Source organism: Aquimarina macrocephali JAMB N27, from assembly GCF_000520995.1.
GTDB classification, from domain to species: Bacteria; Bacteroidota; Bacteroidia; order Flavobacteriales; family Flavobacteriaceae; genus Aquimarina; species Aquimarina macrocephali.
Window position 1 is genome coordinate 62,568 of record NZ_JACA01000020.1, and the last position, 15,636, is coordinate 78,203.

Sequence of the window (15,636 nt, forward strand, 5' to 3'; positions counted from 1 at the left end):
GTTTCTCAAATCTTTGATTTCTTTTTAATTTATGTGTTAGCCAAAAGTATAGAATCTGATTAATTTTTCTCAAAAACATTTACCAATTGTAAACAAAACTGGTCTTAATTCTAGAATCAAGAGTAGTATAACTTGTTTACAACAAATTACACAGCTTACATTTGATCCAACAAAAAGCAACCAACATGGATTCTTATTCACAATATGACAAGCACAAGTTTATGTCTGATATCCTACAAGCCTTACATCTTAAAATGGATGAATTTATGTATAACCTGGCGCACCATACCCCATATGAGATGATACTCTATAGCTGGATTAATAAACTATATACCAAAGGCAGATCTAGTGAAGAGGCTATACAACTAATCTATAAAGCACGTAATATACTATTACTTACTCCCAAAAATAGTTGGTGTAGTCCCCCAATTTTATCATAAACCACCTACTTATGTTTATGCATTATGATCGACTATGTACTACAGAAAAAGCTTTGGTACATCATAAAATAGCAGTAAGAACAAAAGCTCCCCAAGAGATTGTATGTAAGGTACTTGAGCATATTAACCCTATGATAAAAATAAATAATCGGGATGTGCTTATGATGTACTATATGATGAGTAAGATAGAACAGAGAATACAAGAAGAATTACGAATATCTAATACTGAATGATGAATATCGAATGTGGAAGTAAAAAGTCCGAAGTTCGATGCTTGGAGTCAGAGATTGGAAATGTAAAAATGATAAATAGTCGGAAGTGAAATATAAAATATCGAATACTGAATATCGAATGTGAAAGTAAAAAGTAAGAAGTCAGATGTTTGAAATCAGAGATTAGAAATACTCAAAAAAACTAAATAATAATAATATACATACCAATGATAAAAAAGGAAAAGGTAGGAGTAATTTATATAGCTAAGCATAGTTGAGTTTGTGTACATACCCCCATTTTATAATTGCTCCTACTTCTTTTTTTAAAATGGAAAGCAAACAAACATCAACTAACACAAAAAAGTAAAAAAATGAGAAACATCATTCAAGATTTATTAACACAAGAAGAAAGAGATCAGGCAGGACAATTAGTAGCACAACTAGAAGCTATGTTTACTAATAAACTAGCAGCCCTAACCGAAAAAGAACGCGGGAGCTACAAGGCTATTAATGAGACCAATAAGTTATTTGTAAATAAGGTTTGGGACTACCGCCAAAACAGTAGTACGCTTAGTTCTCCCGATGTAGACTGGGAAGAGTTTGAAAAAGATTATAAAGCTCGTGTATTTGCAGAAAACCTATTGGGTCGCTTAGAAAGTCTGGCCTATCGATTAGAAAGTACCAAAATCCTACATGATTATGATAACTACCAAGATTCACTTAATGATTATGCCTATTCACAATATAGCAAAGGAGCAGGAAAACCTGGTTTTACCGAAAAAGTAGCTGAACTGAAGCAGTTTTTTTCTCGTACCAAGAGTACTCCTACAACCAACGAAACAGAAGAATAATCATGTTTACCTTAAAAGACCTTCCTACAGGTCAAAAAGACAAAGGTTTTAACCAGTTGTGTACAAATTTTAAGGTTGAGAGTCAAAATTTTAACCAAAGACATGCAAATTTTAACCGAAGAGGTTAAAAATCCTATATCCGTAGTCAAAATTTTAAGCTCTAGAGTTAAACACTTGGTCAAAAAGACGCATGACTTCGTCTTTGCCGTTAAACGGATTGTCTCTGGTACTGAACAATTAACCCTGATGGTTAAAAATTCGATCTAAAGCGTTAAAAGTTGCAAAAAAACAGTAAAAAAGGGAAAACAAATTATGAACATTATTATCAAACAGATTGAGCTTATAGAACGAATTGATCAACTCATTCGCTTGCAAGCTACAGGAACACCAGAAGATTTTGCATATCGATTGAGGATATCAAAAACCAAATTGTATCGTATTATTAATACGATGAAAACCTTGAAAGCTCCTATAGAATATGACATTACAGAACAAAGTTTTGTCTATGCAGAAGCAGTCGGGTTTACATTCGGGTTTTACCCAAGACATCAAAAATATAGGAAACTAGATCCTTTTGTGGGAGAGTTTTAGAGGTTAATTAAAGAAAAGACGTGTTTACTTTTATAAAGTATTGAAAACTTGTGGAAGCGAAGAAATTTTCATGAAATTTTTCTCAGTCCCGAAAAATGAAACTGGCTTCTTGTAATATTGTAAGTAGAATATCACTTTTTAATAACCTAATATAATATCAGCTTATAAAAATGAAAAAAATAATATTCCTATTAGTTCTAGCTCTGGTACTTTCCTGTAAACAGCAAAAAAAGGAAGTCAAAACTGAAATTAGCACCAAAGAGCTTACTGTTGAAGAAAAAGCCCAATACACGGCTTTAAAAAATGAAGCTTGGAAGCTCTATGAGTCCAAGGATTATCTACAATCTGCAAAGAAATACTCTGAAGCTTTTGGGATAAGTGGATACCATGGAAATACATCAGATATGTATAATGCTGCTTGTTCCTGGGCTTTAACCAAAGAAATAGATTCCGCATTTGTACACCTATTACGAATTGCCGAGAAAGGAGAGTATACCAATTACAACCACATTACCACAGATAGTGATCTCTCTATCTTACATTCGGATAAGAGATGGAACCAAGTTCTGGCACTGGTTAAAGCAAACAAAGAAAAAGCTGAGATCAATTTTGATAAACCGCTAGTCGCCCTACTCGACACCATATATCAGGATGATCAAGGGCCAAGAAGACTAATAAATGAGGTAATAAAAAAATACGGCAGAGATTCTGATGAGCTAAAACAACATTGGGAAAAAATAGCTACTAAAGATTCGATCAACCTGATAAAAGTTGAAAAAATACTGAAAGAACGAGGTTGGCCGAGTAAAGATATCATTGGCAATAGAGGAAATACTACCATGTTTATGGTGATACAACATTCAGATTTAGAAATACAAGAAAAATACCTACCCATAATACGAGAAGCTGTAAAGAAAGAAAATATACGGCCTGGCAGTTTAGCACTGTTAGAAGACAGGATAGCTATACGTAAGGGGAACAAACAAATTTATGGGAGTCAAATCGGGCGAGACGCAGAAACAGATACATTTTACATTTACCCACTACAAGATCCCGATAATGTAGACAAAAGAAGAGCAGAGGTTGGACTTAGGTCACTACAGGATTATGTTTCTAGATGGGATATCACTTGGGATCCAGAAAAATATAAACAACAATTACCCCTATTAGAAAAAAAACTAAAAAAGTAATTAAATAATCCGTTGGGCATTTGAGATTTTTTAATTCGAAATTCGTCAATTCGAGGGCTTCGACCAAAGAAAGAAGTGTATTGAGAATAGGATTTTGAATCAAAAAAGCTTTTCTCGATACAATTTTTCTTCATTCTATTCCGAAAAACCACATCTCCCCCTATTCTTCTTACTATGAATTCATCCCCTAAACATCCTAAAAAAACAAGGGAAAACACCTATTGTTTTTAGTAGGGGTATATATTACTTTTAAAGTACTACAATTACATCCCAGAAGATAGTGATGCAATAGAATCCCAATAAGAAAACGAAATCAACACTATCACAGATACATTGATTGAATAAGAGTCTAATGCAACATTCTTATACCTCCCAATCAATACTTTGCCTTGTAAAACAAAAGCACATAGATACCTCAATGTGACTACTTGAAAAAGGAAGTTGTACCCCCCTATTTATATTTTAATTGTTATCAAAAATTAATACTATGAAAAAGTTAAGTATACAAACGTTCTTTGATTATCTCTCTGATGTTGAATTTTATATAAAAATCACACTTGCTTGTGTGTTATTTCAATGGATATTTGTTCACCTATTCGAGGGGTTTCAACTTACGCTAATTTCTAAGATTCTTATATATTGGGGAGTAAATCTATCATCATATTATATCATAGCTTTTTTGATAGAAAAGGTAATTAAGAAAAATCACAAGCTCACTAAAAAGCTAAATACCCGAGTGACCAAGGTAAAAAGTCAGCCTTATAAACATCCATCAATCAAACTTTTTTTTCTATCTCTTTTTCAAAATCTTATGATTTCTAGTGGGGTAATTATCATACTTAGAGAGGTACATCGGGAGGTTAATTTTGTCGAAAACTGTGGATGGTTTCTCTTAAGTATTATTGTTACCGATTTTGCTTTTTTTGCTCATCACTACTGGTTCTTACACAATAAGAAGTTTCCGAAATTGTTCAAAATCCATGGTAAACATCATCGCTATAGAGACACATCGGGTTTTGTGACTGCATATAAGAATTTTGCAGATCAGGTTATCAATTTTGTTTTTGCAGATATGGTGGTTCTTATTCTATTTGGTTTTGATTTTTATCAATTACTTGCCTGGACAGTGGTTATCAATTTATTTAACATAGAAGGACATAGCGCCGTGTCCATATTTTTTATAGGTTCTGATTTTCATGACAGACACCATACCAATTATAGAGGTAATTATGGTATACAAGGGCTTTGGGATAAAATCTTTGGTACGTTTATAAGTAAGACAAGAAAGACGGGGGTTTTCTTTCCTGCTAATACAATAGGGCAATACTTTATAAAAAAGAACGAAAAGCCTATCAACATTACAAAAAAACCAAAGCAAAAAGCTTATATAGGTGATATGTATAAGAGTTGAACCTATTTTTTAAACGCAATAGCCTGGATTATAAATCCAGGCTATCAGGTATTGCAACTATTTTATAAACTATCAAATTCTATAAAATCATATTCTGGTGAGGACTCTAATAGATGCCTTAAAACTGCCGCATGACCGTTCCCAATGAGAACAAGGATTCTATCCTCATTATTTTCTGTGATTTTTTGTAATTTTCTAAAGATTCTTGCATTTCTATTATACCACCAGAACGATAAAATGTCGGCGCCTCTTTCGTTATCCAGCTTAAAATCTCCAACAAGATAGGCTCCGTATCCGTATAAATGAGATTCTCTTGAATTTAAATGCTTGAAATAATCTACTAAATTAATTTTTGGGATGATCTCATCTTCTCCTTTATACCAGTTAAGAGTCATTTTTCTGTACGGATCATCATTTTTAAAATCAAAATCTTTATACAGTTTATTAGTGTAAATAGAATCTAGCTTCTCTATATCGTCGCTCATAGAATTTGCATCAATAGCATAAAGCGTGTCTAATTTTAGTTCGTTTGCAATACGCATCCCAATTTGAAACCGTTCATCTCTTTGGTCTCTATATGCTCCTTCTTTATATTTTTTTAGTTTTCCTGTAGCATTCCATTTTGGTGTAGCTTCTATTGCTATTTTATTGGGTTTAAATTTCTTAATATAATTTACAAGTTCATTAACCTCTGATTTCTTAGGCTCTCTTAATACATCTATTTGATTTTCGGGGGTTACTTTGGCCACATCCAGCCCTGGATAATTAAAATGAAAAGTTCCTACAATTAGAACTTTTGCTTTTTCTTTTGGAAAATATTCTGATGCTTTTTTAATTCTTTTAGTTTCATCTTCTGAAGAACAGGATAGTATAATAATTAAAAGAGATAATAAAGTAAGATGTTTCATCTGTTTATTTGTTTTTATCGGTCAGATGGAATTTGCCAATAATCATTTCGGTTGATATTAACCGCGTTATTATGACTCATTTCATAAGATCATATTTGATATATACAGAGTAAGAACATATTACTTTTGAGAATGTTACACTATTTGGCATAAAGGTTTGCCGATGGTCTTACATTAAACCCGCATTATGCATTGGAACTTCGTCATGAAGCTTTGATAGCGCGGATTTGCAATCCCAATGATTCATAGCAAAAGATTAAAATGGTCACGTATGAGTTGACTGTTTTTTTATTCTAACGTATAAAAAATACTCAGTCTCGAAAAATGAAACTGGTATGTCTTATTCTTGTAGAAGATGTAGATGATACATAACAGGTTGTTGTTTTTGATTTATTTTTAAGTTTTATAGTCACGGATTACAAATCGGTATTATCAGGTTTGCGTGAAGGATAGTAGCGGCATCCTTTTTTGTATTTGCTCCTTTTTTTGCTTTAGCAATGAACTCATCTTGAGTAGTGGTTTTAAGCCGAAAAGTTTGGCTTTTGTACCATAGTAAAGTTATTTTTTTTCAGCATAGCCTTAGCTACGGTGAAAAAAAATAACGAAATTAGGGTGCAAAATGTGAATTTTGTAGGGAAAAGCATTACTCAAGATGAGTTCAATATGTATTAAGGAATACTAAAAAAGATATAGCAAATAGCCTGACCCCATAGGGTCACGCCCTAAAACACGGTATTAGTATTATAGAAAAGAATTACTTTACTTTGTAGATAGATACATTACACAAAAATCAATTTAATTTAAAAAAGCTTAATGCCTAAATTTCCATTTTACAAACAAGCAGAGTCGAAAGATTGTGGGCCTACTTGTATTAAGATTATCGCAAAACATTATGGAAGAGTTCTCAATACTCAAAAACTTAGATCATTAAGTGAAACCACCAGAGAAGGAAGTTCTCTTCTGGGGCTAAGTGATGCCGTAGAGGAAATAGGCTTTAGATCCCTGGGGGTAAAACTTTCTTTAAACAAATTAGACGAGGTACCTCTACCCTGTATCGTACACTGGAACAAAGTACATTATGTAGTTCTCTATAAAGTCAAAACTTCGCGTAAAGGTGAAATGACCTTGTATGTCTCTGATCCTGCTCATGGATTGATTACCTATACAAAAGAGGAATTTATTAAAGCATGGATTGGTAATAACGCCGATGAAACTACAGAAGAAGGTGTCGCTCTATTAGTGGAGCCTACTCCTAAGTTTTATAATGATAACCTGGATGAAGAGGATCAAAAATTTGGGTTTAAGTTTATATCCAAATATGTATTTAAATACAAAGCCTTTCTTTTTCAGCTGGCATTAGGTCTAGGTGCGGGAAGTTTATTACAACTTATTACTCCGTTTTTAACGCAAAGTATAGTAGATGTCGGGATCAAAAATCAAGATCTTAATTTTATATACCTTGTATTGATCGCAATGCTTTCTCTATTTATTGGTAGAACATTAATCGATGTTTTAAGAAGTTGGATTTTACTCCATCTTAGTACACGTATTAATATATCGCTGATATCAGATTTCTTTATTAAACTCATGAATCTGCCTATCTCCTATTTTGATGTAAAAATGACGGGGGATCTTTTACAAAGAATTAATGATCACAAGCGAATCGAGCAGATACTAACCATGTCTTCTTTAAACGTGCTATTCTCGATGGTAAATCTCATTGTGTTTAGTATCGTCCTGATCTATTATAGCGTCCCTATTTTTGGTATTTTTGCCATAGGAAGTACATTCTATTTTGCCTGGATACTTGTGTTCTTCAAAAAACGTAAAAAACTAGATTATAAACGCTTTTCGCAGATTAGTGAGGAACAAAGTAAGGTTATCGAACTGGTAAATGGTATGCAGGAAATAAAACTGCATAATGCTGAAAAAAGAAAACGATGGAACTGGGAGTTTGTACAGGCAAAACTGTTTAGAATATCTATTGAGAGTCTGGCTCTGGAGCAGTACCAAAGTGTAGGATCTTCTTTTATCAATGAGTTAAAAAATATCCTGATTACGGTTTTCTCTGCAAAACTGGTTATAGATGGTGATATCACATTAGGTATGATGCTGGCGATTACAGCCATAGTAGGACAATTAAATGCACCTATCTCGCAATTAATCAATTTCTTAAGAGAGCTACAGGATGCACAAATTTCTTTAGAACGTCTGGGAGAAATTCATAATAAAGAAGATGAAGAGCACCCCGGAGATGAAAAGATTAGAGATATCTCGGCAAATTCTGGTTTTGAAATCAAGAATCTAAGTTTTAGATATGTTGGAGCCGATAAACCGGTCTTAGAAAACCTCAACCTTTCTATTCCTGCTAATAAAATTACAGCTGTAGTTGGGGTTAGTGGTAGTGGAAAAACAACACTAATGAAGCTCCTTCTTAAGTTTTATGAGCCGGATGAAGGACAGATTTTTATTGGCTCTCATGATTTACATAATGTATCCCAAAAAGCATGGAGAGATCAATTTGGTGTGGTGATGCAGGAAGGGTATATTTTTAATGATACTATTGCTAATAATATTGCAGTAGGAGAAGATTATCTGGATAAGAAAAAATTAGCACATGCAGTCGATGTTGCTAATATCAAAGAGTTTATCGAATCACTCCCTCTTTCTTATAATACCAAAATAGGGATGGAAGGTGTAGGACTAAGTACCGGACAAAAACAAAGGCTGTTTATAGCTCGGTCGGTTTATAAAAACCCTAAATATTTGTTCTTTGATGAAGCGACTTCTGCTCTTGATGCCAATAATGAAAAGGTAATCATGGAAAAACTGGATACCTTCTTTAAAGACAAAACCGTAATGGTGATAGCGCATCGATTAAGTACTGTAAAAAATGCACATCAGATTGTTGTTTTAGACAAAGGTAAAATTGTAGAAGTAGGAAATCATGAATCTCTAATCAAAGAGAAAGGAAACTATTATCACCTGGTTAAAAATCAACTCGAATTAGGAAAATAATACTTGAATTACGAATTACCAATTACGAATTACCAATTACGAATTACCAATTACGAATTACGAATTAGGAATTAGATGAAAAAAGAAAATGTTGTTCAAACGAAAAGTTATGAATTTGCATTATTATGTATTAAATTATATCAAAAACTGATAAAAGAACAACAAGAATATGTTCTGTCTAAACAAATTCTGAAAAGTGGAACCTCTATAGGTGCAAACATTGAAGAAGCTATAGGAGGGCAAAGCACGAGAGATTTTTTATCAAAAATGGCTATTTCATATAAAGAAACCAGAGAAACACATTATTGGTTAAGATTATTAAGAGATAGTAATTATATAACAGATCAAGAAAGTATACACCTTATTAATAAATGTGAAGAATTACTCAAAATCATTGGTTCTATCCAAAAAACCACTAAACTAAAAATTAGTAATTCTTAATTCATAATTTATAATTAAACACTATGCCAGACACTTTAGACGACATACAATTACGTAGTGAAGAAGTACAGGAAATCTTAACCAGGGTTCCGCATTGGATGATACGATGGGGAAATCTCTTGATTTTGGTATTGGTACTACTGTTATTATTTCTTTCCTGGCTGGTTAAGTATCCCGATGTGATACCTGCAGAAGCGATTATCACTACTCGAATACCACCGCAAAAAGAATATGCTCAAACTAATGGTAAAATTGAGTCTCTATTTGTTAAAGACAATCAAATTGTACCCAAAAACACTCCCCTGGCAATATTAGAAAGCAGTGCTAATTATAAAGATGTGTTTTTGCTTAAATCTATTGTAGATACCATCAAAGTAAATACTAAATCATTTACATTTCCTATTGATGAGTTACCGGTCTTGTTTCTGGGAGATATTGAAACCAGCTATGCAATATTCGAAAACAGTTATTCTGAATATATCCTGAATAAAGAATTACAGCCTTTCTCTAATGAAGCTATTGCAAATCAAACCTCCTTATCAGAACTCTACAGGCGTCTAGAAAGTCTAAAGGCTCAAAAAAGGCTTGGTAAAGCCGAACTAGAGTTTAAACGAAAAGAGCTTCAGCGTCAAAAAAACCTATTTGAAAAAGGAGTAATCTCTGCACAAGAATTTGAAAGCAAAGAACTTGATTATCTGCGGACCAAACGTAATTATGAAAATAACGACGTACAGCTATCTCAAATTAACGAGAGTATTAGCAATGCTACCAAAACATCAAAAGGTACAGAAATCAATAAGAGAAAAGAAGAAATTAACCTGTTTAAAAAGGTGTTACAATCCTTTGGACAGTTAAAGAAAAGTATTAAAGACTGGGAGTTGCAATATGTACTTAAATCAGATATCGAAGGACGGGTTTCTTTCCTTAATTTTTGGACAGAAAATCAAACTGTGGCCCTTGGAGATCTTGTTTTTATTATTGTTCCTTCAGAATACTCTTCTTATCTGGCAAAAATTAAAGCTCCTTCTCAAAATTCGGGAAAAATAAAGGTGGGACAAACTGCTAATATTAGATTAGAAAATTTTCCTGATGATGAATTTGGAACCTTGAAAGGTAAAGTAAAGCATATATCCCTGTTACCAGATAAAGATGGATTATATCTTATCGATGTCGAATTGCCCGAAAAACTAATTACTACCTATGACAAAGAAATTCCTTTTAAACAGGAAATGAGAGGTGTTGTAGAAATTGTAACCGAAGATCTTCGACTTATTGAGCGTTTCTTCTATCAATTTAGAACATTGATGGATAAGTAAAAGATGTTTACAATTTTAAGTAATCAAGTTTGACATAAGAAAACAACTTGTTCTCGATACATTTTCTTGTCTTTGTAAGCCAAGTAAACACTCGAACTGACGCAGTTTTCTTATGCCAAATTCAGGTTTTAAGTAAACTATACGTCTACCTCTTCTGATGTTTCCTCTTGAGAAGAATTAACCTCTTCTACTACTTCTTCTTCAATAGAATTAGCTTCTTCTGAAATTTCCTCTTGAGCAGGGTTAACTTCTTCTAATATTTTTTCCTCAACAACATCGACTTCTTCTGATACTTCCTCTTGAGAAAAATTAACTTTCTCTATCGGTTGAGTCTTTTCAAGTTGCTCTTCCTCGCCTGAGAAATAAGGAAACACATCCATAATCGGAGATTCTGAAATTGCAGGCACTGTATAATCACTAACAGAATCCTTCATCATACTAATAGTATTATCATAGGCTTCTTTTACATCATTAGCCTGTACTAACAAGTACATACTCGACTTTCTTTCTTTACCACTTTCTTCGTCATAAGAAATTAAAGCTACTTTTGATTTAAACCATCGATCAGAATTTTCAAAAGGATGTATCTCGGCAAAATTAGCAATCTTAATATTCGTGATTTTAAATTCTTCACTAATATATGCTGACATTTCTTCGTTGATTCTGGTTTCAGCTTCTGTATAGGACAAAGCATCAACCAAATAAGGTTCTGTAGTAACTTTCTGTACTCCAGAATCATCTAATTTTCTATACTTTACTTTACATTCATACCAAGTAGTGCTCATATCTTTTTTTTTAGGATGGCAAATATATATTTTTAAAAAAACGCTAGCCACCAATACCGATAATAGATATTCACAATTTGAAAATTCTATGTTTTTTTGATATATCGGTTCTGTTATCTAAACCAAAAACAGTAGACTAAAAAACCTCACAGGCATACTGAAATAAGTTCAGTATATGCCTGTGAGGTCTGATTATTATAATACGTAAATAAAGTACTAAGAACCTACTTCTTCTTTAGTCTTATTTGTACTTTTACTGGTCACCCATTCTCCTATCAATTCTTCTAATATCGTAAGTGGTACAGCTCCATTGGTTAACACTACATCATGAAATTCTCTAATATCAAATGCATCACCAAGGGTTTTCTTTGCATTTTCGCGTAGTTCAAGAATCTTATTCATTCCTATCTTATATGCTGTAGCCTGACTTGGCATAACAATATGACGTTCTACCATTTTTACGGCATCACTTTCTGCATTAGGAGTATTATCAACATAATATTTAATCCCTTCTTCTCTACTCCATTTTTTGCTATGAATCCCAGTATCTACAACCAATCGGCAAGCTCTCCAAAGCTCCATTGCCAATCTACCAAAATCCGAATACGGATCACTGTACATTCCTATTTCTTTGGGTAGTAGTTCGGTATACAACCCCCAGCCTTCTGTATATGCTGTATATCCACCAAATTTTCTAAACTTCGGGATGTCCTGTAATTCTTGTGCAATAGATCTCTGCATATGATGTCCCGGTATACCTTCATGATATGCCAAAGCTTCCATTTGGTATATTGGCATTGCCGTCATATCATATAAATTGGCATAATATGTCCCTGGTCTTGATCCATCAGGAGTTCCACTTTGATAGAAGGCTTTTCCTGCATTTTTCTCTCTAAAAGGCTCTACTGCTTTTACAATGATATCTGCTTTTGGTTTGGTGATAAAAAGTTCATCCAACCTGGATTTCATCGTATCAATTAATCCAACTGCTTGTTTAAGGTATGCTGCTTTTCCTTCTTCGGTATTTGCTAAATAGAACTTTTTATCATCTTTCATATACTTGAAAAAATCTTGTAATGTTCCTTCGTATTTAACTTGCTTCATGATATCCCGCATCTCACCATGAATACGAGCCACCTCTTTTAATCCAAGTTCATGAATCTGATCTGCAGTCATCGTAGTAGTGGTCGTGCGTTGTAATGCATTATTATAAAACGCATCTCCTTTAGGAAATTTCCAGCAACCATCATCTGTAGTTGCTCTTTGTTGTTGTCCTTCTAGTAATGTGATAAGATTATCATAAGCTGGTTTTACACTGTCTATAAGTCCTATTTTTGCTTTAGACACCAATTCACTCTGTTCTTCATCAGATAATTTAAGTGTTGAAATTTTACTTTTAAAATCAGCTAATAAAGTACTTTCCTGAATAGATTTATCAAAGGGCTGCCCTACAATAATATTGCGGCTATCATCAAGAACTCTGGCAAACACAAACTTAGGAGGAAGGATTCCGTTCTTTTCTCTGATCTTTATATTTTCTATCGCTTGAGTAAACATTTCACTAATACCATTTAACCTGGAAATGTAAGCTTCTGCATCACTTTTATCCTTGATCTTATGCATATTGATAAGAAAAGCAGGAATCCTGGACTGCATTCCAAACATTTGATTTACAGGATAATCATAGAATCTGTATTGAAAGTCTGCAATCTCATCTTCGAGATCCTTTTTCATCAATTTATAGCTTAGAGCAGTTGCATCATTTAATTTAGATACATCTACAGAATCCTTTAAATAGGCAAGGCGTTCTTTTGCTTTTTCTAAATCTTCTGCTTCTTGTTTAGATGAGATATCATCCCATTTACCATAATCGTCTGTTTTAATCCCTAAATACGTTTGCATCATTGGTGATTTGTCAATTTCTTGCTGAAACTGTGCTTCGAACCAATCGTTTAGTTTTTTTGACTGCTCTTCGATGATGTCTTCTTGTGAAGCAACACCCTGTTCTGGTTCTTTTACTTCTTGCTTACAGCTGGTTAATGCCAGAAGAGAAGAAAATAGCAGTACACTGATTTTTACTTTGGTCATGATAGTATATATTAGGGTTTATTAGTTATTTTAAAATCATAACTTCTATTGTAGAATCATGATATACTTTATGTGTTTGCTTGGTAAAATCAGATTCAGTTGCCTTAAAGATATTAGGGACATAGGTCTGTGGGTTTAAATCGATTAAAGGAAACCAGGTACTCTGTACCTGAATCTGTATCTTATGTCCTTTCTTAAACGTATGATGAATGTCCTGCAACTTAATATTTACATCTGTTTTTTGATTAGCAACAAAAGGTTCCGGTTTACTAAAATCATTTCGAAAACGTCCTCTCATTACTTCACTACGTACCATCATATGGTAATTCGCCATTTTTAAATACTCCTGTGTCTCTTCTGTATCTTCTACATCATTGGGATATACATCTATCAATTTTACTGCCCAGTCCGCATCTGTACCTGTTGTAGCTACTTTTAGTTTTGCCAATACTTCTCCCGGTAATGTCATATCCTCGGTAAGAACAGGAGTTTCAAAAACTAAAACATCGGGACGACGTGCTGCAAATCGTTGATCGTCTGTCATATATTTTCTTGGCGTAAATACCATTTTAACATCTTCAGAATAAGGAACTGGTTTTTTAGGGTCACTTATAAATTCTGAAGACCCTGCTCCGCTTTTACCAGACAATTCATCATTGGCAGAAAGGTAGAATGTCTTTTTCTCTACATTTGCCGGAGGCCAGCTTTCATAAGAATTCCATTCTTTTTTTCCGGTATCAAAAATTTGAATTTCTGGTAATCCAGTTTTTCCATCTGCATTTCCTTTTAGAAAGTGATTAAAAAAGGTAGTTTCTACATTTTTTTGAAATTTTAAAGAAAGATCATCTCCAAAATATACATTACCTATAGCTTGGCGTTTTTTGGTTCTTGCCCAATCTCCATGACTCCATGGTCCAAAAACCATAATGTTATAATTATCACTTTTCTTTTCGATATTTTCATAAGTCTCGAAAGGGCCATATAAATCTTCGGCATCAAATAAACCTCCCACAGTCATTACTGCTGGCTTAATTTTTTGGTTTTTTAAATGTTGAATTATTCCTCTTTTTTGCCAGAATTCATCATAATTAGGATGTTCTTTTAATTGAGTCCAAAACACATTATCTTCTTTATAGTACTGATCTAAAGTGCTTAAAGGTCCAGCATCCAGGAAGAATTGATATTGATCTTTACTTTTCAGTTCTGGAAAAGTGTACCAACTCTTTGTTGTAGGTTTAGTTTTTTCATACCCAAAAACTGCTGTAGCTCTCCAATAGCTTAACAGATATGCGCCATTATGATGAAAATCATCAAAAAAGAAATCACCAATACATGCTTGCGGCGATACTGCTTTTAAAGCCGGGTGTGCATCTAATAAAGAATACGTCGCATAGAAACCAGGGTATGAGATTCCCCATATTCCTACTTTTTTATTAGTATTCGATACATTCTTTACTAACCAATCTATCGTATCATAGGTATCACTGGCTTCATCAAATTGTTTTCCTTTTTTACCAGGAATATATGCTCTCATATTATCATATACTCCTTCACTCATCCAACGCCCACGTACATCCTGATAGACAATAATATTGCCTTCTTTCATTAAAAATGTATTAGGACCGATTTTAGATTTAAATTCATCCTTACCATATGGTCTCGAACTATACGGAGTTCGATGCATTAAAATTGGGTATTTTTTTGAAGTATCTTTTGGAGCATAAATTGTAGTATGAAGTTTAACTCCATCTCTCATTACAATATCAACTTCTTGTTTTGTATAATGTTTTTTTACATCATAGGAATCTGCTTCCTGAGAAAACATAATACTTGTGCAAAGAAGCATTATGCTTCTTAAAAGAATAAATCTGACTGATCGCATTGGTTTAAGTTTAGTTTATTGCTGAAGATAAAAAAATGGTATTGCGAGCCAGATAGTTTTAAGGAGATTTTAACAACTTACAATCAATATGGACGTATTGTAACAAGCTCAACCCAATATAGCCAGTCTATAAGAAGTATGTTATTTTTCTATACATGGCTTTCCTGTAACTTTTTCGAATGCTATAACTTTTGCTAAACTGTAATCTCCAAAAAGCATTTTTTTAAGTTCGAATTTTGCTTTTATGTAGTAGTTTTTATCAGATATTTCGAATGGACTTTCGGGCCATAATTTATCAAAATCTACTTTACTTACATATACCCATTTAATAGTATCATATGGTTCTGCAAGCCATATTCTTTTATTTCTATTTATAGATTCAAAACTATATCTTAAATAATCTTTCTGTTCTATATCAATCATTTTATATTTTATAGAAGAGTCAATTATTATCACTGAATTCGAAGTCAAAAACCGATACCTAAATAATAGAACTAAAAAAA

At 33.2% G+C, this 15,636-nt stretch carries 14 protein-coding genes; 9 read left to right on the top strand and 5 right to left on the bottom strand.

Going from position 1 to position 15,636, the window contains the following annotated elements; translation table 11 throughout:
• Positions 1 to 185 precede the first annotated feature (185 nt).
• The 6 genes from Z054_RS0112585 (at position 186) to Z054_RS0112610 (ending at position 4,695) form a co-directional block, all read left to right on the top strand.
• A complete protein-coding gene (locus Z054_RS0112585) occupies positions 186 to 440 on the top strand; it encodes a hypothetical protein (protein ID WP_024770417.1) in 255 nt (84 codons plus the stop codon).
• Between the two features lie 11 nt (positions 441 to 451).
• On the top strand, positions 452 to 673 hold the full coding sequence (locus tag Z054_RS0112590) for a hypothetical protein (RefSeq protein ID WP_152538539.1): 222 nt from the start codon (positions 452 to 454) through the stop codon (positions 671 to 673).
• A 350-nt stretch (positions 674 to 1,023) separates the two neighbouring features.
• Positions 1,024 to 1,503: a hypothetical protein gene (locus Z054_RS0112595; RefSeq protein WP_035091827.1), complete on the top strand. Its 480-nt coding sequence runs from the start codon at positions 1,024 to 1,026 to the stop codon at positions 1,501 to 1,503.
• A gap of 312 nt (positions 1,504 to 1,815) precedes the next feature.
• The gene (locus Z054_RS28465) at positions 1,816 to 2,094 is read left to right on the top strand and encodes a hypothetical protein (protein ID WP_024770420.1); all 279 of its coding nucleotides are present in this window, start codon (positions 1,816 to 1,818) and stop codon (positions 2,092 to 2,094) included.
• Between the two features lie 170 nt (positions 2,095 to 2,264).
• Positions 2,265 to 3,284 (top strand): DUF6624 domain-containing protein, encoded by a 1,020-nt coding sequence (locus tag Z054_RS0112605; RefSeq protein WP_024770421.1) that lies wholly within the window; start codon positions 2,265 to 2,267, stop codon positions 3,282 to 3,284.
• 487 nt (positions 3,285 to 3,771) lie between these two features.
• Entirely contained in the window at positions 3,772 to 4,695 is a 924-nt protein-coding gene (locus Z054_RS0112610; RefSeq protein ID WP_051473738.1) for a sterol desaturase family protein, read from the top strand.
• Between the two features lie 62 nt (positions 4,696 to 4,757).
• Here the strand turns inward: Z054_RS0112610 and Z054_RS0112615 are convergent, their stop codons facing one another.
• Positions 4,758 to 5,603: a DUF5694 domain-containing protein gene (locus tag Z054_RS0112615; protein ID WP_024770423.1), complete on the bottom strand. Its 846-nt coding sequence runs from the start codon at positions 5,601 to 5,603 to the stop codon at positions 4,758 to 4,760.
• A gap of 813 nt (positions 5,604 to 6,416) precedes the next feature.
• Here Z054_RS0112615 and Z054_RS0112620 point away from each other — a divergent pair.
• The 3 genes from Z054_RS0112620 (at position 6,417) to Z054_RS0112630 (ending at position 10,378) form a co-directional block, all read left to right on the top strand.
• Positions 6,417 to 8,621 carry a peptidase domain-containing ABC transporter gene (locus Z054_RS0112620; RefSeq protein WP_024770424.1) on the top strand — a complete coding sequence of 735 codons (2,205 nt, stop codon included), beginning with the start codon at positions 6,417 to 6,419 and terminating at the stop codon, positions 8,619 to 8,621.
• 75 nt (positions 8,622 to 8,696) lie between these two features.
• Positions 8,697 to 9,062 (top strand): four helix bundle protein, encoded by a 366-nt coding sequence (locus tag Z054_RS0112625; protein ID WP_024770425.1) that lies wholly within the window; start codon positions 8,697 to 8,699, stop codon positions 9,060 to 9,062.
• Positions 9,063 to 9,085: 23 nt separating this feature from the next.
• On the top strand, positions 9,086 to 10,378 hold the full coding sequence (locus tag Z054_RS0112630) for an HlyD family secretion protein (RefSeq protein ID WP_024770426.1): 1,293 nt from the start codon (positions 9,086 to 9,088) through the stop codon (positions 10,376 to 10,378).
• A gap of 137 nt (positions 10,379 to 10,515) precedes the next feature.
• On the opposite strand, the gene Z054_RS0112635 is transcribed toward Z054_RS0112630, so the two are convergent.
• The 4 genes from Z054_RS0112635 to Z054_RS0112650 form a co-directional block, all read right to left on the bottom strand.
• Positions 10,516 to 11,163, bottom strand: a complete 648-nt coding sequence (locus Z054_RS0112635; RefSeq protein ID WP_024770427.1) for a DUF4494 domain-containing protein — start codon at positions 11,161 to 11,163, stop codon at positions 10,516 to 10,518.
• A gap of 216 nt (positions 11,164 to 11,379) precedes the next feature.
• The gene (locus Z054_RS0112640) at positions 11,380 to 13,251 is read right to left on the bottom strand and encodes a DUF885 domain-containing protein (protein ID WP_024770428.1); all 1,872 of its coding nucleotides are present in this window, start codon (positions 13,249 to 13,251) and stop codon (positions 11,380 to 11,382) included.
• A gap of 25 nt (positions 13,252 to 13,276) precedes the next feature.
• Complete coding sequence (locus Z054_RS0112645; protein WP_024770429.1) at positions 13,277 to 15,133, bottom strand: CocE/NonD family hydrolase; 1,857 nt, start codon at positions 15,131 to 15,133, stop codon at positions 13,277 to 13,279.
• A gap of 141 nt (positions 15,134 to 15,274) precedes the next feature.
• Positions 15,275 to 15,556, bottom strand: a complete 282-nt coding sequence (locus Z054_RS0112650) for a hypothetical protein (RefSeq protein ID WP_024770430.1) — start codon at positions 15,554 to 15,556, stop codon at positions 15,275 to 15,277.
• Positions 15,557 to 15,636 lie beyond the last annotated feature (80 nt).